Origin of the sequence: Streptomyces sp. HB132, from assembly GCF_016909575.1 — a bacterium.
Classification (GTDB): domain Bacteria; phylum Actinomycetota; class Actinomycetes; order Streptomycetales; family Streptomycetaceae; genus Streptomyces.
In genome coordinates, this window is record NZ_JAFBGA010000008.1 from 1 (window position 1) to 19797 (window position 19797).

Sequence of the window (19797 nt, forward strand, 5' to 3'; positions counted from 1 at the left end):
AGGTCTTGGGGGCGTGGAGGCACGCAATCCCCCGCCGCGGGGTGCCGCCCCCCGCGGCCCCCCCTGGTTACACACCCTGCGGTTTGCGCGGCCATTGCCCCCCGCGGCGGGCCCGGGGCCGGGCCCCGGCCGCGGCGGCCATTCGCCGAGAAACCGGAAGGGAGTGAACCCAGTGTCGGACGAGGAGAGCGGCACCGAGCTGCTGGAGATGGCGAGCCTCATCGCCCCTATGACGTTGCGGGTCGCGGCCACACTGAGACTTGCGGACCACGTCGATGCCGGAGCAGTGACCGCCCAGGACCTTGCCCGCCGCACGGGCTGCCAGGAGCGGCCGCTGCGGAAGGTCATGGACCACCTCGTGACGATGGGGGTCATGCGGCGCGAGGGAGAGGGTTACGCGCTCGCGGACTTCGGGCGGCCCCTGCTGAGCGAGCGTGACGACCTGGGAGTGCGGCCCTTTCTCGATCTCGACCATGTCTCCGGACGGACGGAGATGGCTTTCACGCATCTCCTGCACACAGTCCGGACGGGTCGGGCGGCGTACGAGGGGGCCCAGGGGAAGAACCTCTGGGAGGACCTCAACGAAGCAGCCGGCAAGGTCGACGGGCTCGAAGAATTCGAGAAGACCACCGCCGCTTATGACGCCGACCTCGTCATCGAGGGGTTCGACTGGTCCGGTGTGCGGAGCGTCGTGGATGTCGGGGGTAACAGCGGGGCGCTGCTGACCGCGCTGCTGCAGGCACATACACACCTGCACGGCACCCTTCTCGACCTTCCCGCGTTCGCCGACATGGGTGCGGAGAAACTGCGACTGGCAGGGCTCGCCGACCGGAGCACCACTGTGGGAGGCAGCTTCTTCGACCCCCTGCCGAGCGGCAGGGACGTCTACCTGATCAGCGCGATTCTTGCCGACTGGGACGACGAGCAGGCGCTCGACATTCTGCGTGGCTGCGCCGATGCGGCCGGGCCCGAAGGTGAAGTACTGCTCGCGGAAGTGCACTTGACGCCGCCCGAGGGTGCCGCAGATCACGTGGATTCCGGGGTCGCGCTGTGGCTCGAGGCGAACATGGGGAATCCCGACCGCACGGTCGACGAGCTGGTCGTGCTGGGGAAGGCGGCCGGTCTCGAGATGACGGGAGCGCCGCAGACCACCGGACTGCGGTCTCTCATCGCGTGGAAAGTGCCCCGTTGACCCGCCGGCCGGTCCCCGCGAAGGACAGGTCAGGAGAGGGAACGGACGGAAGACACGGCAGTGTGCTGGCCGGTCGTGACCACGTGCGGCGAGGGCATGAGCAGGGCATCGACGTCGTGGTCAAACGTGCCAGGAGCGACGTCGAGGAGCGGCGTGGTCTGTTTCTCGAAGCCGCACTGCAGTCCGCTGCCGCCGGGTGCTACACCGCCGAACGGTCCGAGACCGCCGTGCCGGTGATTCCGCCCGTGGGGTGCACCGCGGAGCGGCTCACCGTGGAGTTCTACGCGTCGGAAGTACCGCTCGACCAGCTCTTCGGCACTCCGGACGCACTGAACCGTGCCGCAGGTGTGGCGGGGCGGGAGATCGCCTCTCTGCACGGTCAGGAGGTTTCCGGTCCGGGCTGGGCCTGGCTGCCTCCGGCGGCGGGCGAGCATCCTCCGCTGGAACCGATCCCGCTCGCCCTGCTCGGAGAACTGTCCGAGGGCACACTGGAACTGACCGCCGAGATCCACCGGCAGAACTTCTCCGAGATCCTGGCCGATGTGCACGAGGAGGGAAGCGGCCGGCGGGTGTTCGTGCATGGGGATTTCAAGTTCGACAACATTCTTGCCGCCGCCGACGGCACATCGGTTCGCTTCATCGACTGGGAATGCGCAGGGCTGGACCTGCCGGAACGAGACCTTGCCTCGCTGGCCGCCTCCTTGCTGACCGAGGCCATGAGGCGTGCCACGGCAAAGAGTGGTGGCGAGGGTGCGGACGAGTCGTTGGAACGGCTCGACGCCGAGACGGAGAAGGCGTGGTCAGCGATCTCCGCGCTGCTCGACAACTACAGAGCGGTACCGGCGGCTCCTGTTCTGCGGGCGGGCGTCCTTCCGCGCATGACGGCGTACTCACTTCTGTGCCGGGCACTTTCCTACACGTCGCTCACCTACGAGTTCGACAGGCTCCCGAAGATGGTGGTGAAAGTGGCATCCCGCATGGCACTGCACCCCGGCACATTCGTGGGACGGTTCTCATGACAGTGCCGGTCATCGCCCGCATCCTTGATGAACCCCGTCTTCTCGACGAATTGGTGGGGCCGGATCCCGAAGCGGTCGGCCGTGAGATCTACCGGCGTTTCCACCTGGCCGCGAGCTTCGACGACGAAGGTCGCGACGACGACACCGGTCTGCTGGCCGCCGTGCGTACCGCACTCGGCGGACGGACCCGAGTGTCCGCCGACGGTTGGGCCTACGGGTCTGCTCTCGCGGACGGCAGGCTCATCGTGCGGCGTGCTGACGGGCTCGAAGTGGCAGTCGAATTCGGCGACATCGAGCGTATGGCCGCAGGACACATCACGCTGCGGCTGCCGAGCCTGGAACCCGGCGTGATGAACGGCTGGGTCTGGTTCCACAGCAGTGCCCGTCCGGAGCGCGCTGCCGATTTGTCGGCCCGTATCTACCTGTGCCTCGACGGAGAGGGGCGGGCGACGGAGTGGGCCGACCTGGTTGCCGGGCTCGACGACCAGGCGTACGTGTTCTCATCGAAGATCATTCGGAGGAAGAAGGAGAGAACGAGACCCGACGGTGTAGTGGTGTACTGCCGCACCGACGAGGTGCCCGACTTTCTCGAATGTATCGGAGAACTGATCCCGCCCGGTCGACGCGGCACGGCGACTGCCGGGTTCGCCGTCCGTGTGGCGCCCGGGGTCAGCGTGAGCGTGCCGCAGGAGGGCGAGGACCGGCACGCGAGCCTGGGCATGGACCGGTCCCGCGACATCGCGCGCAGGCTCGTCGCCGGTGAGCCGGCGGAGAGTGCCGTCATCGAGGTCGCACGTGTGCTGGAGCGGCAGAGCGCCCAGGTCGCCGCCCTGCTGGGGGAAGACGTATGACGCACGAGGAACGCCCGCGCCGCCTCCTGTTCGTCGTCACCGGAGGGATAGCCGCCGCCCACAGCCCCTTGTGGGCCTCCGCCCTGCGTGGTCATTTCCGAGCCGAAGTCCGCATGCTCGTCACCCATCAGGCGGCGACGATGGTCTCGACGCGAGCGCTCACCGGGTTCACGGGCCGGCCCGTCGCCGGGCCCGACTGGGACCTGGCGCACAGTGACGGGGCACAGCACGTCGCCCTGGCGGTCTGGGCCGACGCGGTGCTGGTCTACCCCGCCACGCTGAACTTCTGCGCCAAACTCGCTGTCGGCATCTCCGATGACCTGGCCTCTTCCGTAGTGATGTCCTCGACGGCGCCGGTGGTGCTGTTGCCCTCCATCCCGACAGGTGCGTTCAACAAACCCGCGACGCGACGCGTTCTGGCGACGCTGCGTTCGGACGGCTATCTCGTCGCCGGTACCGAGCGAGCTGTCAGCGTCACGAGCGGAGAGGTGGAAGAGGGCGGCCCCGCCTCACTGGAGACGGCAGTGGAACTGCTGGCGAATCGCGGCATGGGGCCGGCAGCAACCAGGACGTAAGCGATCTATGGGGAGAGCAAATGGACACGGAGCGCAATACGCGGCTGATTCATGACTATGCCGACGTGGTGTGGAACAAGGGACAGGTGAACCGGCTCGGCGAGTTCCTGCACGAGGAAGTGCGCATGTACGGGCTCGGGGGCGAGCCGCCGGTGACGGGCTTGGAGAAACTGAAGCACGAAACCGGGCTGTGGCGTGCCCTGTACAGCGAAGCCTCGATGACCGTGGAGAGGGTTGTCGCCGAAGGGGAACGGGTCGCGTGGCAATGGCAGCTGGTCGGCACCATCGCCGATGTGCGGATGCTGATGCCGCACGTGCAGCGACTGGCCGATGAGGTCCCGCAGTTCAAGCAGATATCCGTGCACGGCATGTCCATCAGTTCGTTCCGGGACGGCAAGATCATCGAAGAGGTCACGCAGAGCGACATGGCGGAGTTCCTCAAACAGATCGGCTACCCCGAGCCGCGGACGCCGTACGACGGGAGGCCGGCATGAGTGGCGATGCCGAGGGTGTCCGGCACATTGTCGAGGAGTACGTACGCCGGGTGTGGAACGAGCACGATTCCGCGGCGGTCGCGGACTTCGCCCCCGAGATCACCGAGATGGGCGGCAGTGGCGAGCCGGTCAGACAGGTGGCTCGGGACGAATTGGTCGCGAGGGTCGCCACGGTTCTCGCGCTGATTCCCGATCACCACCTCGCCGTGGGGAAGGTGGTGACGGACGGCGAACACGTGGTGTGGGAATGGCGGTTGACCGGCACCTTCCACAGCGAACGGGGTTCGCATCCGGTTGACGTCAATGGCCTCACCTACTGGCAGGTGCGCGACGGCCTGATCATCAACCGCGGCGGCATCATGGACATGGTGACCTGGGCCTGGCAGATCGGGATCATGGAAAAACGCATACGACTCCTCATGCCCGTGTGACATACTTTTGACAAAACTTGACCTGCGGAAGGGTTCGTAGCCCACGTGTTATCCACTAATAGGCCGCAAGACGTCGGATGGAGCACGCTCCTCCGATTAGCCCGCCCCCACCGCAAAGCCATTTCCGTCGGGCTTCTGCTCGGGCTACTCGGCTCCCTCGGCGCCCTTGCGCAGCCGATGGCCGCGAGCATCATCCTGGACACCGTCAGTCGCGGCGAGTCCCTGGTGAAGCCGCTGTTGATTCTCGTCGCGCTGGTCGTCGCCGGGGCGGTGATGTCCGGCTGCCAACTGTTCATTCTCGAAAGAGCCGGGGAACGCGTCGTCCTCGGGCTGCGGCATCGGCTCGTGGCCAGACTCCTGGACCTCAAGGTGAGGGAGTACGACCGCCGCCAACTGGGCGACCTGCTGTCCAAGGCGGGATCCGACACCACGCTGCTGCGGTCCGTCATGACCGCCAACGTCCTGGACGCCCTCCCCGGTGTGGTGACCGTGATCGGGGCGACCGCCCTCATGGTCTACCTGGACTGGGTGCTGTTCCTGGTCGTACTCGGAGTGCTGGTCGTGGTCGGCCTGGGGGTCGTCCCGCTCCTTGCGCGCATCAAGTCGACCTCCCGTTCCGCGCAGGACCACGTCGGCCAGCTGACTTCCGCCCTGGAACGCGCACTCAGTGCCGTCCGGACCGTGAAGGCGGGCAACATGCAGGCGGCCGAGGCCGATCGCATCGGTGGCCACGCCGAACTGGCGTACACGGCCGGAGTGCGCACGGTGAAACTCGACGCGCTCGCCGGAGTCGGCACGGCCATGGCCATGCAGATCAGCTTCCTGGCGGTTCTCGGGGTCGGAGGTTACCGCGTCGCCACCGGCACACTGCCGGCCGGCGACATGATCGCCTTCCTCCTCTACGTGATGTACCTCGCCTCACCTCTGATGGTGATCACCGCCGCGGTGACACAACTGCAGAAGGCGTTCGCTGCCGCCGGGCGCATCATCGAGGTGGACTCGATGGAGACGGAGGACCGCGGAACGGGCGCGGTGGCCGATACGTCCTCGACCGTCCCCCCGCGTCCGAAGCAGCAGGGCCGGCTGCCGGCGCAGCGGCGTGACAAACCGCCGAGCGTGGAATTCGAACATGTCGGATTCGGTTACCGCGCCGACGAACCGGTGTTGTCCGAGCTGTCGTTCCGTGTGGAGTCCGGAACGAAGACGGCGATCGTCGGCCCTTCGGGAGTCGGTAAGTCGACTGTGCTGAGTCTCATCGAGCGCTTCTACGAACCGACGGCCGGCCGCGTCCTCATCGACGGCGACGACATCAACACCATTCCACTGAACGAACTCCGGTCCTGGATCGGCTACGTGGAGCAGAGCGCCCCGGTGCTGGCCGGGACGCTGCGGGAGAACCTGCTCTACGGTGTGGAGCGCGAAGTGTCCGACGACGAACTCGACCAAGTCGTCCGTTCGGTGCGCCTCGATGGTGTGGTGGCCAGAATGCCTGCCCACCTGGACACCTCTGTGGGGGAGCGCGGGTCACAACTGTCCGGCGGCGAACGCCAGAGAGTCGCAGCGGGTCGACTCCTGTTGCGTCGACCGGCCCTGGTTCTGCTGGACGAAGCCACGTCGCAGCTCGACTCCGTGAACGAACGAGCCCTGCACGACGCGATCGACGCCCTGGCGCACAGTTCCACGACGATGGTGATCGCGCACAGGCTCTCCACCGTGATCTCGGCGGACCGGATCATCGTCCTGGCGGAGGGAACCGTCAAGGCGATGGGAACACATGCCGAGTTGATGGAACGGGACGAGTTCTACCGGCAGCTGGCCAAGGGGCAACTTCTCCAGCAGAGGTGAAACGCCTTTCAAGGCGCGCAGAGTCGCTTTCCGAGGCGTTGGGTCGTCTGGCGTCTCAAGTCAGGGGGGGCAGTGGTTGAAATAAAACTTATGCCGAGGTTCGAGTTTCTCCACAAAGAGCGGAAGCGAGTCGCGATACCAGCCGTACCGCGCCTCGCCATCACGTTGGTCGCCCTGGAGCGGTCCTCGCTCTCGCGGGCCGAACTGGCGGCACGCCTGTGGCCCGAGGTACCTGAGCGGCAGAGAGCCAGAAGACTGCGCACTCTGCTTTGGCGAATCAACAGACTGCTGCCCAGTACCCCCGTGCTCCAGGCGTCGGAGGGACGTATCGTCCTCGCGGAACAGCCCGAGTGCGTCGACATCCACGCGGCGTGGGACCTCGCGCATGCGCTGGTCCGGCGATCCATCTCGAAGCAGGAGATCCGTGCCTCCTCGCCGGAACGCTGGGCCCCGCTCAAGTCCGTCGTGCTCGACGGTGAATCGGACGAGCAGAGCGTCAGCGTGCAGCAGGAATGGAACCACCTGAGGCTTCTCGCCCTCGACTCCCTTTCGCAGATGCTCCTGGCCTGCGAGGAAATGCTGCTCGCAGTGGAGATGGCCGAGAGTGCGATCAAGGTCGACCCCCTGTCCGAGTCTCCCCACAGGACGATCACCGCGGCCTTCATGCGTCGCAGTGACAACGCCACCGCTTGGCGTGTCTTCCAGGACTACTCCACGGTCCTCGACACCGAGTTGGGCCTGATGCCCAGTCTGGAGTACCGGGAACTCGTCTCACGCATCAAATCGTGAGCTTCCTGAGGGTGGCAGGACCTCCTGCCGCCCTCAGAGATCACCGGTCTCCGTGAACGCCCGCTCCGGCGTCATCCCCTTCAGCGAGGAGCGCACTCCGCTCGTGGTCCTCGCCCTCACGTCGCCGACGGCCGCGTCACCGGGATCACTACGCGGCGTGGCTCAGCCGCCGGCCGGCCGGACGATCGTGAACACCGCGCCCTCAGGATCCGCCACGGTGGCCAGCCTGCCGCTGGAGGCCTCTTGCGGCGGGTGGAGCACGTGTCCACCGAGCTCCACCACGCGGGCCGTCGCCTCGTCGGTGTCGGCGACCTCGAAGTAGGTCATCCAGTGCGGGCCCCTGTCGCGCGGCAGGGCGTGTCCCACACCGTGCAGGGCGGCCACGGGCCGGCCCTGGAGATGCAGCGTCTGGTAGTCGAAGTCGGCCGAGACGACCGCCTCGGTCTCGAATCCGAACACCGCCTGGTAGAACTTGGCGACCGATGCGGTCTCCCGGGTCACCAACTCGTTCCACGCAGGCGTGCCCGGGGTGCCCGCGAGGGCGGTACCGAGGTGCTCGGCGGCCTGCCAGACACCGAAGACCGCGCCGTTCGGGTCGGACGCGAGCAGGAGGCGGCCCGCGTACCCGGCGTCGAGGGGGCCCACGGCCACCGTCCCGCCGCAGGAGCGGATCGACTCCGCCGTGGCATCGGCGTCCTCCGTGGCGAAATAGGTCGTCCAGGCGATCGGGAGGTGCCGGCCCGGCGGAAGCTGCCCGATGCCCGCGACCTCCTTGCCGCAGAGCAACGCCCGGACGTAGGGCCCCAGCTGTTCGGGCCCGGGACGGAACTCCCAGCCGAACAAGCGGCTGTAGAACTCCTGGGTCGCGGTCAGGTCGTGCACGATCAGACTCACCCAGCACGGTGCTCCGGGCGTGCGCCGGGCGGCAGCCTCGGTCATCTTCTTCTCTCTCCTCGTGCCATCGGGGTGGCCGTACGGGGGGACGAAGCCTGCACGGCGTCCAGCGGTACGGATACGGGTGCGTACGCTCCGTGCAGATGCTCGCACCACTGAGGCTCCGAGGCACCCCGGCCGCGCCGCGTTTTCCCGCTTCCGCTCACGCCGGAACCCGATTTGGTGTGGTACATCCCACCAGGTGTGGCGCCGCCGTAGGCGGACGCTGCGCGAGGATGGCACCCATGAAGCCCATCATCACGGCATCCGAATACATGAGCGAGTCGGCGGGCCCGCGCCCACCCGTCCTCCTGGACATCCGCTGGCAGCTCGGCGGGCCCAACGGTCGTGCCGACTACGAGGCCGGGCACCTGCCGGGCGCGGTGTACGTCGACCTCGACTCCGAGCTCGCGGGTCCCGCGGGCAGCGGCGGCCGTCATCCCCTGCCGGACCCGGAGGTCTTCGGGGCCGCCATGAGGCGGGCCGGGGTCGGACGCGAGACCCCGGTGGTGGTCCACGACGGCGGTCAGGGCTGGGCGGCGGCCCGTGCGTGGTGGCTGCTGCGCTGGGCCGGACACTCTGATGTCCGGGTCCTGGACGGCGGTCTCGCCGCATGGACGGGTGAGCTCACCACCGCTGTCCCGGAGCCGGCCGGGGGCGACTTCCGGCCCGAGCCGGGCGCGCTCCGCCTCCTGGACGCCGACGGCGCCGCGGAGCTCGCCCGCACCGGGCTGCTGCTCGACGCGCGGGCCGCGGAGCGCTACCGGGGGGACGTGGAGCCGATCGACCGCGTCGGCGGGCACATCCCCGGCGCGGTGTCCGCCCCGACCACGCAGAACGTCGGCGAGGACGGACGCTTCCTGGACGCCGGCGCGCTCGCCTCCCGCTTCTCCGCCCTTGGCGCCGACGACGCCACCGAGGTCGGGGTCTACTGCGGCTCCGGAGTCAGCGGTGCCCACGAGGTGCTGGCTCTGGAGCTCGCCGGACACCGGGCCGCGCTCTACGCGGGGTCCTGGTCGGAGTGGTCCTCGGACGAGTCCCGCCCGGTCGCCACGGGGCCGTCGCCCGTCTGACTCCGGACGCGCCGGGGGCCCGTACGCGACGGCGTACGGACCCTCGGCGCTGCCACGGGCCTGCGGGCCCGCCCTCAGTCCTGCTTCTTCCGGCGTGTGCCGAACACGATCTCGTCCCAGCTCGGTACGGCCGCCCGTCGCCCCGGGCGCACGCCGTCCGCCTCGGCCTGGCGATCCGTCGTCCCGGTCAGCCGGTCGCGGTGACCGGCCACCGCCCGGGGCATCAGCACGTCGGCGTAGGCGGAACCCGCACCGGCGGACGCCGCCGCGGCCGGAGGCTCGTCCGCCTCGGGCTCCTGCTGCGGCGCGGGTTCGAGCGCCGGCGGTTCGGGCTGTGAGGGCCGCTCCGGGACGACCATGTCGCCGCGGAAGCTCGGCACCGCCTCCAGGAGGCTGGTCAGCGAGTCGCGCTCGCCGGCGGACACGCCGCCGATCCGCTCCTCCGGCTCGGCCGCGGAGGGCGCCGGCCGCTCGATCTGGCGGTCCAGGGCACGGTCCAGCGGCCGGTCGCGCGGCAGCCGCGCGATCCGGGGCACGAACGGGAAGCTCGGCTCAGGAGCGGCGACGTCCTCGGTCTCGCCGATCAGTGAGCGTGCCTCTTCGTCCACCGCCTGGACCAGCCGTCGCGGCGGGTCGTACGTCCAGCTGGCGGAGTGCGGTTCGCCGGCGACGCGGTAGACCAGGAGGACCTCCCAGGTGCCGTCGTCCCGGCGCCAGGAGTCCCACTGGACGGTCTCCCTGTCGGCGCCGCGCACGAGCAGCCGCTCCTGCACCGCCTCGCCGAGCTGGGGCCCGGTGTTCTCACCCGGACGGCGCACAGGAGTCTTCCGGGCGCGCTCGGCCATGAACGCGCGCTCCGCGAGCACGGGGCCCTCGAATCGACGCACCCGGTCCACGGGGATGCCGGCGAACTGGGCTACCTCCTCGGCGGAGGCGCCTGCTCGTATACGCGCCTGGATGTCGCGCGGGCGGAGATGGCTCTCCACCTCGATCTCGATCTGGCCCAGCCTGGCGCGGTCATTGCGCACGGCGGCACGCAGCCGCTCATCGATCGGAAGCGTGTACTCCGTGCTGTCCGCAGCCTTGAGCACCAGTCGTGTGCCGTCGTTTGAGACGGCCACGACACGCAGTTCGGGCATGGGAACCTCCCGGGTGGTGCCTGCCGACGTCACGTGCGTCGCTGCTTCCGCTAGTCGAGTGTGACCTGCCCGGGTTCGGCCTGCCACAACCTTGCCAAGTTGCCCGGCGTATCGGGCCTCGGCCCTGCAACGCCACGATGACACGGTCACCTGTGTGCGACGCGGAGCGACCGGGTGGTCGCTCCGTGTAGCAGGCGCCCGTGCGATGCCGCGGCGCCGCCGGTTCGGGTGCCGTCTCCGGCCCCCTCCCGAAGGACCCGGATACCCGTGCGGGGGTCCGGCCCCAGGGCTCGCCACAGTACTCCATTCGGGCCACCGGGGTGGACCGGCGCGCCGCCGAAGTTCTCACCGGACACGGGAGTTGGGTTACCCAGTTGTTCGCGATATGCCCTCGATGCGTGTGCTGCTTCACAAAATCTCCAGAATCGGAACTATCTGATTCGCCCAAATGTCTCTTCTTTGTGCAAGGTGGGGTAGTTGTCGAGCAAGGGCTGATCATGGTTCAGAAGCCGCAGACTGATGCGGACCGCAAGGAAAGGCGCATAGATCTGAGCCTTCCGCAGGTCGCGGGCAGTGCCGTCGCGGCGGTCGCGGCGGCGGTGATGGCCTCACAGCTCGGCGTCTACGGAACCATCGCCGGTGCGGGCGTGATGAGCGTGGTGGCCACGTGCGGGGGTTCGGTCTTCCAGCACTTCTTCCGCCGCACCGGGGAGCAGATCCGCGAGGTCACCGTCCAGGTGAAGCACCCGGCGGGCCGTCAGATCACCGTGCGCACGCGGGAGACGTCCCCCGCGGGGTGGCGTCGGGAGGACGACGCGACGAGGGTGCTGCGCACGGTGGCGGCCGACGCGGACCGCACGACCCCGCTGCGGCAGCTCCGGCCGGGCGGGGCCGAGCCCGGCGGGACGCGCCGGGTGGCCCCGGCACCCGGCGAGGCGACCCCGGGTGCCCGGAGCCACGACGAGACGGTCACGGACGACTTCCACTCCGACTACTCCGACGCCCGCACGCACGGCACCCGTGTCCGTGGCTGGAAGCGGTCGGTCCTCGCGGCCACCGGGGTCTTCGTCCTGTCGATGGCCGGCATCACGGTGTACGAGATGGTCTCCGGCCACGGTCTGGGGAGCGACGGGCGGACGACCATCGGCTCCGTCGTGAGCGGCGAGCGCCACGGCGGGACGACCGCACCGTCGCCCTCGGACGGCACGGGCCAGGAGGGCGGCGCGGACCAGGGGGACGACGGGAGCACGACGACGCCCGGCACGGACGCGGGAGAGGACGGCGGCGCCCAGCCCGATCCCTCCGGCGGCGACGGCTCCGCGGGGGACCCCACCCCCTCGCCCTCGGCGCCCGGCGGGACCCCGACGCCGGAGGCCACCACGTCGGCCGCACCGGGCGACGACGGCACCACCCCGGCCGCGCCGGACCCGACCGGCGCCGAGGCCGAACCGGAACAGCAGGGCGGTGCCGGGGCGGACCCGGACCGGTGATCCGGCCCTGTCGTCCCCACGGTCTCAGTCCCCGAGCACGCGGCGCAGATAGTCGTTGGCGAACAGCCGGCCGGGGTCGAGCCGGTCGCGTACGGCCGCGAACTCGCCGAACCGCGGGTAGGCCCTGGCCAGGTAGCCTGAGTCCCGGGTGTGGATCTTGCCCCAGTGCGGACGCCCGTCGTATCCCGTCATGATCCGCTCGACGGCGGTGAAGTACGAGTGGTAGGGCGTCCCCCGGTACAGGTGGACCGCGATGTACGCGGTCTCCCGGCCGGAGGCCGTGGAGAGTGCGATGTCGTCGGCGGGTGCCGTGCGGACCTCCACCGGGAAGCTGATCCGCAGCGGCGAGCGCTCCACCATCGCCTTGAGCTCGCGCAGGGCCCCGACCGCCGCCTCGCGCGGCAGGGCGTACTCCATCTCGACGAAGCGCACCCGCCTGGGGCTGGTGAACACCTTGTACGGGATGTCGGTGTACGTACGGGCCGACAGGGCGCGGCTGGAGATCCTGGCGATGGAGGGGATGGCCCCCGGGACCGCCCTGCCGAGCGAGCAGGCGACCTGGAAGATCCCGTTGGACAGGAGCTCGTCCTCGATCCAGCCGCTCACCCGCCCGGGCGGAGCGGCGGGGCCCGCACTCCGGTTGTTGCGCTTGGTGTTGCAGTTGCCGGTGTGGGGGAACCAGTAGAACTCGAAGTGTTCGTTCTCCGTGACCAGCCGGTCGAAATCGGCCGTGACCCGGTCGAAGGTCATCGGCTCCTCGCGGGCCGTCAGCAGGAAGACCGGTTCCACCGCGAAGGTGACCGCGGTGACCACGCCGAGTGCCCCGAGCCCGATCCTGGCCGCCGCGAAGACGTCCGGGTGCTCGTCGGCGGAGCACCGCAGCACCGTGCCGTCGGCCGTGACCAGCTCCAGCGCGCGGATCTGCGCCGCGACCGACGCCGAGTCGCGGCCCGTGCCGTGGGTGCCCGTGGAGATGGCCCCGGCGACCGTCTGCTCCATGATGTCGCCCATGTTGGTGAGCGAGAGCCCCTCACGGGCGAGCGCGGTGTTCAGGCGCTTCAGGGGGGTGCCGGCCTCGACCGTGACGGTCATCGCCGCGCGGTCGATGTCGCGGATCCCGGTGAGCAGGTCCGGGCGTATGAGGACCCCGTCGGTGGCCGCGGTCGCCGTGAACGAGTGACCGGTGCCGACGGGCTTGACCGTCAGGCCGTCCCCGGACGCACGGCGCAGCACCTCGGCGAGCTCGTCGACCGACGCGGGGGATTCCACGCGCGCGGGCCGGGCGGTGACGTTGCCCGCCCAGTTACGCCACGTGCTCGCCGTCCGTGCGTAGGTGTCTGTCATGTTCCCCGCGCCCTCCCGTAGGAGCCGGCTCCGAGAGCCGGCGATACCCCAGGAGCGCCACCGCGGCCGCGAGCGCTCCCGCCACGGCGGGCACCGCGTACCCCGCCCCGGCCCCCGAGGCGTCGACCACCCAGCCTGCGGCAGAGGAGCCGAGCGCCACTCCGACCGCGAGCCCGGTGCTGGTCCAGGTCATGCCCTCGGTGAGCTGGGTGCGTGGCACGTGCCGTTCGACGAGGGCCATCGTGGTGACCATCGTCGGTGCGATGGCGAGGCCCGCGACAAAGAGCGCCACGGCCAGGAACGGCAGGCTCCCGGCCAGTTGGAGGGGGATCATACTCACGGCCATCGCGCACACCCCGGCCAGCCACCTGGTGGACGGCTTCCCCCGCAGGTGCAGCAGGCCGAAGACCGCTCCGGCGAGACACGAGCCCAGGGCGTAGACCGCGAGCACGAGGCTCGCCGCCGCCTTGTGGCCGCGCTCCTCGGCGAAGGCGACCGTCACCACGTCCACCGCCCCGAAGATCGCCCCGGTGGCGACGAAGGTGACCACCAGCACCCGGAGCCCGGACGAACGGAGCGCCGAGCCGCCGGTGTGGTGCTCCTTCGGGTGCGGCCGGGGCTCCGTGGTCCGCTGGGACGTCAGCCAGAAGACACCGGCCACCAGGAACAGGCCGGCCAGCAGGGGGCCGGCCTCCGGGAACCAGGCGGTGGACAGCCCGATGGAGACGATGGGTCCGAAGATGAAGCACACCTCGTCGACGATCGACTCCCACGCGTACGCGGTGTGCAGCGGGCGCCCGGAATCCCGGTAGATCTCGGCCCAGCGCGCCCGGACCATCGACCCCACGCTCGGGACGCAGCCGGCGCCCGCGGCGAAGACGAACAGGGTCCAGTCGGGCAGCCCCTGCTGCGCGCAGACCAGCAGCCCGGCGACAGCGGTGGCCGCCGACAGCGTGACGGGCCGCAGCACGCGGCGCTGCCCGTACCGGTCGACCATCCGTGAGACCTGGGGGCCCATGACGGCCGCCGCCATGGCGAGCGTCGCGGAGAGCGCACCCGCCAGTCCGTAACGCCCGGTGAGCTGGGAGATCATCGTCACCACGCCGATCCCCATCATGGACAGCGGCATCCGGCCGAGAAATCCGGCCGCCGAGAACTCCCGGCTTCCGGGGGCGGAGAAGATGGCGCGGTAGGGGCTGGGCAAGGGGGAGCTCCGGGAAAGCCTGTCAGGTGTACGGGGGCCGACACAGCTTACGACCTCGCCTGCGGGCGTCCGAGGCGCAGCGGGTGAGGCCGTAACCGGCGGCCGCGCCCGCGACGACCCGCCGACGGCGGTTGCGGGACTGTCGGCGGCGGGTGGCAGGATCGGGTGCATGTCCGATCTGCGTGATCCCGCTCCCTACGACGCTCTCCTGCTGCTGTCCTTCGGCGGCCCCGAAGGACCCGACGACGTGGTCCCGTTCCTGTCGAACGTCACGCGTGGCCGGGGCATCCCCGAAGAACGGCTCAAGGAGGTCGGCAAGCACTACTTCCTCTTCGGCGGCGTCAGCCCGATCAACGCGCAGAACAGGGCGCTGCTGGACGCGCTGCGCACGGACTTCGCGGAGCACGGCCTCGAGCTGCCGGTGTACTGGGGCAACCGGAACTGGGCCCCGTACCTCACCGACGCCCTCCGAGAGATGATCACGGACGGACACCGCCGCATCGCCGTGCTCGCCACCAGCGCGTACGCCTCCTACTCCGGCTGCCGCCAGTACCGCGAGAACCTGGCGGAGTCGCTGGCCGTCCTGGAGGCGGAAGGGCTCCCGGTGCCCCGGGTGGACAAGTTGCGGCACTACTTCAACCACCCCGGCTTCGTACGGCCGATGGTGGACGGCGTCCTGGCGTCGCTCGCCACCCTCCCCGACGCGGTCAGGGCGGGGGCGCACCTCGCGTTCACCACGCACTCCATCCCGACCGCCGCGGCCGACACCTCCGGGCCGGCCGGGACCCACGGCGACGGCGGCTCCTACGTGGCCGAGCACCTTGACGTCGCCCGGCTGATCACCGAGGCCGTGCGCGAGGAGACCGGCGTCGACCACCCGTGGCAGCTCGTCTACCAGTCGCGCAGCGGTGCCCCGCACATCCCGTGGCTGGAGCCCGACATCTGCGACCACCTGGAGTCCCTCCACGGCGACGGTGTCCCGGCGGTCGTCATGGCCCCCATCGGCTTCGTCTCGGACCACATGGAGGTGATGTACGACCTCGACACGGAGGCCGCCGCGAAGGCCGCCGAGCTCGGTCTGCCGGTGCGCCGCTCGGCGACGGTGGGTGCGGATCCCCGGTTCGCGGCTGCCGTACGCGAACTCGTCCTGGAGCGTGCCGCCACCGAGCGGGGCCGTCCGGTCGCACCGTGCGCCCTGGGTTCACTCGGTCCCTCCCACGACCTCTGTCCGGTGGGCTGCTGCCCCGCGCGGGCCCCCAAGCCCGCCGCCGCCGGTGCCGACAGCCCGTTCTAGTCCGCAGGTACCTCCCGCCGCCGCGGGGCCGGTACGCCCGTCCCGGCCCCGTGACACCACCTCTGGAGCGTTGTGACCGACCCCCTCCTGTCCGAACTGCTCGACCTCGCCCTGGAGGCGGCCCGCAGGGCCGGCGCGCTGCTGCGTGACGGCCGCCCCGCCGATCTCGGGGTCGCCGCGACGAAGTCCAGCCCGATCGACGTCGTCACCGAGATGGACATCCGGGCGGAGAAGCTGATCACCGGCTACCTCTCCGAGCGCCGCCCCACGGACGGTTTCCTCGGCGAGGAGGGCGCCAGCGCCGAGGGCAGCAGCGGTGTCCGATGGGTCATCGACCCGCTCGACGGCACGGTGAACTACCTCTACGGCCTCCCGACCTGGTCCGTCTCCATCGCAGCCGAGCGCGACGGCGAGCGTGTCGTCGGCGTGGTCGAGGCCCCGATGCGGCGCGAGACGTTCCACGCCGTGCTCGGCGGCGGCGCGTACGGGAACGGGGACGCGCTGAAGTGCCGGCCCACGGCCCCCCTCGACCAGGCCCTGGTGGCGACCGGCTTCAACTACGTCACCGAGGTACGCGCCCATCAGGCGGCCGTGGCCCAGCGGCTGATTCCCCGGTTGCGTGACATCCGGCGCGGGGGTTCGGCGGCCATCGAGCTCTGCGACGTCGCGGCGGGTCGCCTCGACGGCTACTACGAGCGTGGACTGCACCCGTGGGACGTGGCCGCGGGCGACCTCATCGCCCGGGAAGCCGGCGCCCTCACCGGGGGACGGCCCGGACGGCCCGCGGACGGTGACCTGACGGTCGCGGCGACCCCGGGAGTCTTCGAGCCGCTGCAGGCACTCCTCGAGGAACTGGGCGCCTGGCACGACTGACGTACGTCTGCCCGGACCCGCTGTGGAGCCCGGGGAGCCGTCGGACACGCGAGGAGGGCCCCGGAGAGCCGTCAAGGCTCCCGGGGCCCTCTCGTGGCGGCTCAGACGCTTGTGGCGCTGATCTCCACTCCGTGCTCGGCGGCGAGGCGGTGCAGGTCGTCCAGCTCTCCCTGCTCGACGTCCGCGAGGAAGTCGTCGCCCGTCTCGCGAGCCCTGGTGAGGTCGGACTCGGTGGTCTTGATGCGTTGCAGCAGGCCTGCGGTGAAAGCGTCCATGGAGCGCCCCCTCATCGTGGGTCGGTGGCACGGGGGTGTGCCCGGTGGGTCTCCGGCACGTGGGCCGGAGCGCGGGTGATCACGCAGTCCCTCTGGAAGCAGGACGGGCTGTGGCACGCCACATGCAGGGCGTGATCGCGGGGTGTGAGAGCGTCCTCCCCGTCGCGGGCCCGCGAGAAACCTCAACTGGCCCGGAAATCCGATCAATTCCCCGGAGCGGCGGTCCGCACCGCGTCGTCTTACCGCCGGTTTATGCGCGTTACGGGCAGGATGGACGCGCACAGTCGGTGCCGCTGACGTGCGGCGAGCGGCCGGAACGTGGGCCGCTCGTCGTTTTTTCGGAGATCTAGGGAAGGACTGCGCCGTGCGCGTACTCGTCGTCGAGGACGAGCAGCTGCTCGCCGATGCGGTGGCCACCGGGCTGCGCCGGGAGGCCATGGCCGTCGACGTCGTCTACGACGGAGCGGCGGCCCTGGAGCGCGTCGGGGTCAACGACTACGACGTCGTCGTGCTGGACCGGGACCTCCCGGTGGTCCACGGGGACGACGTCTGCCGCAAGATCGTCGAGCTCGGCATGCCCACCCGGGTGCTGATGCTCACCGCGTCCGGGGACGTCAGCGACCGGGTCGAGGGGCTGGAGCTCGGCGCGGACGACTACCTGCCCAAGCCCTTCGCCTTCAGCGAGCTGACGGCGCGGGTGCGTGCCCTGGGGCGCCGCACCACGGTCGCCCTGCCGCCCGTGCTGGAACGGGCCGGCATCAAGCTCGACCCCAACCGCCGCGAGGTCTTCCGGGACGAGCAGGAGATCCAGCTGGCCCCCAAGGAGTTCGCCGTCCTGGAGGTCCTGATGCGCAGCGAGGGCGCGGTCGTCTCGGCCGAGCAGCTGCTGGAGAAGGCATGGGACGAGAACACCGACCCGTTCACCAACGTGGTGCGGGTGACGGTGATGACCCTGCGCCGCAAGCTCGGTGAGCCACCCGTCATCGTCACCGTCCCCGGTTCCGGATACCGGATCTGAGGGCGTGATGGCAGCCTCCCCGGGCCCTGTCGCGACGCCTCCGAAGCCGACCTGGGAGCCCAAACAGCAGGAGGCCCCCTACCCGTGGCTGCGTCCGACCATCCGGATACGGCTCACGCTGCTCTACGGCGGGATGTTCCTGATCGCGGGCATCCTGCTGCTCTCGATCATCTACATGCTGGCCGCCCAGGCCCTGCACGACGCGGGGGGCCTGGAATTCCAGGTCAAGGGCACCAACGTGCAGATCTCCAGCGACATGTGCCCGCAGCTCGGCTCCGCGCTGAACAACAGCCAGCTCAACGACGCGATCAAGGAGTGCACGGCGGCGCAGCGCCAGCACGCCCTCGACAGCCTGCTGAACAGGGCGCTGCTGGCCCTGGTGGGCCTCAGCATCATCGCCTTCGCGTTCGGCTACGCCATGGCGGGCCGTGTCCTGTCCCCGCTGGGCCGGATCACCCGTACCGCCCGCAGGGTGGCCGGAACGGACCTGACCCGCCGCATCGAGCTGGACGGCCCGGACGACGAGCTCAAGGAGCTCGCGGACACCTTCGACGAGATGCTGGACCGCCTGGAGAGGGCCTTCACCGCCCAGCAGCGGTTCGTGGGCAACGCCTCGCACGAACTGCGCACACCCCTCGCGATCAACCGCACCCTCCTGGAGGTCCACCTCTCCGACCCTGAGGCCTCACCGGAACTGCACCAGCTCGGCAAGACGCTCCTGGCGACCAACGAGCGCAGCGAGCAGCTGGTCGAAGGCCTCCTCCTGCTCGCCCGCAGCGACAACCAGATCGTCGAACGCAAGCCCGTGGACCTGGCCGAGGTCGCCGACCGCGCCATCGACCAGACCAGGGCCGAGGCGGCCACGAGGAAGGTCGAGGTCCGCGGCGAGCGGGCCCAGGCCGTGGTCCAGGGCAACGGTGTCCTGCTGGAGCGCATCGCGCTGAACCTCGTGCAGAACGCCGTGCGCTACAACGTGGAGCGGGACGGCTGGGTGGAGGTCACCACCGAGCTCCAGCACGGGCAGGCGCTCCTGGTGGTCTCGAACACCGGGCCCGTCGTACCCGCCTACGAGATCGACAACCTCTTCGAGCCGTTCCGGCGGCTGCGCACGGAGCGGACCGGCAGCGACAAGGGGGTGGGGCTCGGCCTGTCGATCGCGCGATCCGTCGCGAGGGCGCACGGAGGCCGTATCATCGCGGAGCCCCGCGAGGGCGGTGGTCTCGTGATGCGTGTCACCCTTCCGGTCTGAGAGGCTTCGCGGTGCGAAGCCGTATTGGATCCCTCTGTTCGCTTTGAGCGGAATTTTCTGCCCTCGTGCTCGCTTCACCCTTGTGTGATCGATCACAGAAGCGATTTCGGGTCCTTCTACTCTCCGTGATCGCATCTCTCCCCGAAAGCCTGGAAACGTCCGGGTTTCCGGGGGGTGATATCACGGGAAGTACACGGGGTGGCGCCCGTGAACAGCAGCAATAGGACCGTGTACGGTCCCCATCGCCACCCAAGCTGATCGCTCACGAGAGATCCGGTTGGGTGTCGATTGAGTAACAGACCTTGATGTGAGGCAAAATCTCCGCCTCAGGTCGGGCACAAGTCCGGCCTCTCACGCGTTACGTGCGCTGAGACACCGCAGACACCCATGAGGGGGAGAGCGACATGGCAACGGATTACGACACCCCACGCAAGACCGACGACGACGTGGACCAGGACAGCCTCGAAGAGCTCAAGGCTCGTCGGAGCGACAAGACGGCATCCGCCGTCGACGTGGACGAGTTCGACGCGGCAGAGGGACTGGAGCTGCCCGGCGCAGACCTGTCCAACGAAGAGCTCGCTGTGCGCGTCCTGCCCAAGCAGGCCGATGAGTTCACCTGCATGAGCTGCTTCCTCGTGCACCACAGGAGCCAGCTGGCGCGCGAGAAGAACGGCCAGCCCATCTGCCGCGACTGCGACTGAGGCAGGCC

Annotated in this window: 20 protein-coding genes; 15 read left to right on the forward strand and 5 right to left on the reverse strand. The window is 69.9% G+C overall.

The genetic code is table 11. The features are described 5' to 3' along the window. Positions 1 to 172 precede the first annotated feature (172 nt). From JOC24_RS18990 to JOC24_RS19025, 8 genes are all read left to right on the forward strand, one after another. Positions 173 to 1192: a methyltransferase gene (locus JOC24_RS18990; protein ID WP_205021535.1), complete on the forward strand. Its 1020-nt coding sequence runs from the start codon at positions 173 to 175 to the stop codon at positions 1190 to 1192. Positions 1193 to 1275: 83 nt separating this feature from the next. After that, positions 1276 to 2211 carry a phosphotransferase family protein gene (locus tag JOC24_RS18995; RefSeq protein WP_205021536.1) on the forward strand — a complete coding sequence of 312 codons (936 nt, stop codon included), beginning with the start codon at positions 1276 to 1278 and terminating at the stop codon, positions 2209 to 2211. Further along, positions 2208 to 3062, forward strand: a complete 855-nt coding sequence (locus JOC24_RS19000) for a T3SS effector HopA1 family protein (protein ID WP_205021537.1) — start codon at positions 2208 to 2210, stop codon at positions 3060 to 3062. The genes JOC24_RS18995 and JOC24_RS19000 overlap by 4 nt, the downstream gene beginning before the upstream one ends. Beyond that, entirely contained in the window at positions 3059 to 3637 is a 579-nt protein-coding gene (locus tag JOC24_RS19005; protein ID WP_205021538.1) for a flavoprotein, read from the forward strand. The genes JOC24_RS19000 and JOC24_RS19005 overlap by 4 nt, the downstream gene beginning before the upstream one ends. Before the next feature lie 20 nt (positions 3638 to 3657). Next, positions 3658 to 4131: an ester cyclase gene (locus tag JOC24_RS19010; protein ID WP_205021539.1), complete on the forward strand. Its 474-nt coding sequence runs from the start codon at positions 3658 to 3660 to the stop codon at positions 4129 to 4131. Beyond that, the gene (locus JOC24_RS19015) at positions 4128 to 4562 is read left to right on the forward strand and encodes an ester cyclase (protein ID WP_205021540.1); all 435 of its coding nucleotides are present in this window, start codon (positions 4128 to 4130) and stop codon (positions 4560 to 4562) included. The genes JOC24_RS19010 and JOC24_RS19015 overlap by 4 nt, the downstream gene beginning before the upstream one ends. A gap of 45 nt (positions 4563 to 4607) precedes the next feature. Continuing rightward, positions 4608 to 6407: an ABC transporter ATP-binding protein gene (locus tag JOC24_RS19020; RefSeq protein ID WP_205021541.1), complete on the forward strand. Its 1800-nt coding sequence runs from the start codon at positions 4608 to 4610 to the stop codon at positions 6405 to 6407. A 90-nt stretch (positions 6408 to 6497) separates the two neighbouring features. Continuing rightward, positions 6498 to 7196, forward strand: a complete 699-nt coding sequence (locus JOC24_RS19025; RefSeq protein WP_205021542.1) for an AfsR/SARP family transcriptional regulator — start codon at positions 6498 to 6500, stop codon at positions 7194 to 7196. A 162-nt stretch (positions 7197 to 7358) separates the two neighbouring features. Here the strand turns inward: JOC24_RS19025 and JOC24_RS19030 are convergent, their stop codons facing one another. Next, entirely contained in the window at positions 7359 to 8135 is a 777-nt protein-coding gene (locus JOC24_RS19030; protein WP_205021543.1) for a VOC family protein, read from the reverse strand. A 239-nt stretch (positions 8136 to 8374) separates the two neighbouring features. Between JOC24_RS19030 and JOC24_RS19035 the strand changes: the two genes are divergently transcribed. Further along, positions 8375 to 9202, forward strand: a complete 828-nt coding sequence (locus tag JOC24_RS19035) for a sulfurtransferase (RefSeq protein WP_205021544.1) — start codon at positions 8375 to 8377, stop codon at positions 9200 to 9202. 74 nt (positions 9203 to 9276) lie between these two features. Here JOC24_RS19035 and sepH read toward each other — a convergent pair whose 3' ends face one another. Next, positions 9277 to 10341 (reverse strand): septation protein SepH, encoded by a 1065-nt coding sequence (gene sepH / locus JOC24_RS19040; protein ID WP_205021545.1) that lies wholly within the window; start codon positions 10339 to 10341, stop codon positions 9277 to 9279. Positions 10342 to 10838: 497 nt separating this feature from the next. Between sepH and JOC24_RS19045 the strand changes: the two genes are divergently transcribed. Continuing rightward, on the forward strand, positions 10839 to 11831 hold the full coding sequence (locus JOC24_RS19045) for a hypothetical protein (RefSeq protein ID WP_205021546.1): 993 nt from the start codon (positions 10839 to 10841) through the stop codon (positions 11829 to 11831). A gap of 24 nt (positions 11832 to 11855) precedes the next feature. Here the strand turns inward: JOC24_RS19045 and JOC24_RS19050 are convergent, their stop codons facing one another. Both JOC24_RS19050 and JOC24_RS19055 read right to left on the reverse strand, forming a co-directional pair. Beyond that, positions 11856 to 13175 carry a D-arabinono-1,4-lactone oxidase gene (locus JOC24_RS19050; RefSeq protein ID WP_205021547.1) on the reverse strand — a complete coding sequence of 440 codons (1320 nt, stop codon included), beginning with the start codon at positions 13173 to 13175 and terminating at the stop codon, positions 11856 to 11858. Beyond that, positions 13135 to 14379 carry an MFS transporter gene (locus JOC24_RS19055; RefSeq protein WP_205021548.1) on the reverse strand — a complete coding sequence of 415 codons (1245 nt, stop codon included), beginning with the start codon at positions 14377 to 14379 and terminating at the stop codon, positions 13135 to 13137. Before JOC24_RS19055 ends, JOC24_RS19050 begins: the two co-directional genes overlap by 41 nt. 169 nt (positions 14380 to 14548) lie before the next feature. Between JOC24_RS19055 and JOC24_RS19060 the strand changes: the two genes are divergently transcribed. Together JOC24_RS19060 and JOC24_RS19065 are read left to right on the forward strand one after the other, a co-directional pair. Next, the gene (locus tag JOC24_RS19060) at positions 14549 to 15673 is read left to right on the forward strand and encodes a ferrochelatase (RefSeq protein WP_205021549.1); all 1125 of its coding nucleotides are present in this window, start codon (positions 14549 to 14551) and stop codon (positions 15671 to 15673) included. Between the two features lie 72 nt (positions 15674 to 15745). After that, positions 15746 to 16546 carry an inositol monophosphatase family protein gene (locus JOC24_RS19065; RefSeq protein ID WP_205021550.1) on the forward strand — a complete coding sequence of 267 codons (801 nt, stop codon included), beginning with the start codon at positions 15746 to 15748 and terminating at the stop codon, positions 16544 to 16546. A 101-nt stretch (positions 16547 to 16647) separates the two neighbouring features. Here JOC24_RS19065 and JOC24_RS19070 read toward each other — a convergent pair whose 3' ends face one another. Continuing rightward, entirely contained in the window at positions 16648 to 16821 is a 174-nt protein-coding gene (locus JOC24_RS19070; RefSeq protein ID WP_167359495.1) for a hypothetical protein, read from the reverse strand. A gap of 364 nt (positions 16822 to 17185) precedes the next feature. Here JOC24_RS19070 and JOC24_RS19075 point away from each other — a divergent pair, with 364 nt between their 5' ends. From JOC24_RS19075 to JOC24_RS19085, 3 genes are all read left to right on the forward strand, one after another. Then, complete coding sequence (locus JOC24_RS19075; protein WP_031089418.1) at positions 17186 to 17839, forward strand: response regulator transcription factor; 654 nt, start codon at positions 17186 to 17188, stop codon at positions 17837 to 17839. Positions 17840 to 17846: 7 nt separating this feature from the next. Further along, positions 17847 to 19088 (forward strand): sensor histidine kinase, encoded by a 1242-nt coding sequence (locus JOC24_RS19080; RefSeq protein WP_205021551.1) that lies wholly within the window; start codon positions 17847 to 17849, stop codon positions 19086 to 19088. Positions 19089 to 19492: 404 nt separating this feature from the next. Continuing rightward, the gene (locus JOC24_RS19085; protein ID WP_003965732.1) at positions 19493 to 19789 is read left to right on the forward strand and encodes a DUF4193 domain-containing protein; all 297 of its coding nucleotides are present in this window, start codon (positions 19493 to 19495) and stop codon (positions 19787 to 19789) included. Positions 19790 to 19797: the final 8 nt, after the last annotated feature.

Bases quoted from the DNA above. Each gene is read 5' to 3' on its own strand.
- JOC24_RS19000 (WP_205021537.1), top strand. From the start codon at position 2,208: ATGACAGTGCCGGTCATCGCCCGCATCCTTGATGAACCCCGTCTTCTC.
- JOC24_RS19005 (WP_205021538.1), top strand. From the start codon at position 3,059: ATGACGCACGAGGAACGCCCGCGCCGCCTCCTGTTCGTCGTCACCGGA.
- JOC24_RS19010 (WP_205021539.1), top strand. From the start codon at position 3,658: ATGGACACGGAGCGCAATACGCGGCTGATTCATGACTATGCCGACGTG.
- JOC24_RS19015 (WP_205021540.1), top strand. From the start codon at position 4,128: ATGAGTGGCGATGCCGAGGGTGTCCGGCACATTGTCGAGGAGTACGTA.
- JOC24_RS19025 (WP_205021542.1), top strand. From the start codon at position 6,498: ATGCCGAGGTTCGAGTTTCTCCACAAAGAGCGGAAGCGAGTCGCGATA.
- JOC24_RS19030 (WP_205021543.1), bottom strand. From the start codon at position 8,135: ATGACCGAGGCTGCCGCCCGGCGCACGCCCGGAGCACCGTGCTGGGTG.
- JOC24_RS19035 (WP_205021544.1), top strand. From the start codon at position 8,375: ATGAAGCCCATCATCACGGCATCCGAATACATGAGCGAGTCGGCGGGC.
- sepH (WP_205021545.1), bottom strand. From the start codon at position 10,341: ATGCCCGAACTGCGTGTCGTGGCCGTCTCAAACGACGGCACACGACTG.
- JOC24_RS19045 (WP_205021546.1), top strand. From the start codon at position 10,839: ATGGTTCAGAAGCCGCAGACTGATGCGGACCGCAAGGAAAGGCGCATA.
- JOC24_RS19050 (WP_205021547.1), bottom strand. From the start codon at position 13,175: ATGACAGACACCTACGCACGGACGGCGAGCACGTGGCGTAACTGGGCG.
- JOC24_RS19060 (WP_205021549.1), top strand. From the start codon at position 14,549: ATGTCCGATCTGCGTGATCCCGCTCCCTACGACGCTCTCCTGCTGCTG.
- JOC24_RS19070 (WP_167359495.1), bottom strand. From the start codon at position 16,821: ATGGACGCTTTCACCGCAGGCCTGCTGCAACGCATCAAGACCACCGAG.
- JOC24_RS19080 (WP_205021551.1), top strand. From the start codon at position 17,847: ATGGCAGCCTCCCCGGGCCCTGTCGCGACGCCTCCGAAGCCGACCTGG.
- JOC24_RS19085 (WP_003965732.1), top strand. From the start codon at position 19,493: ATGGCAACGGATTACGACACCCCACGCAAGACCGACGACGACGTGGAC.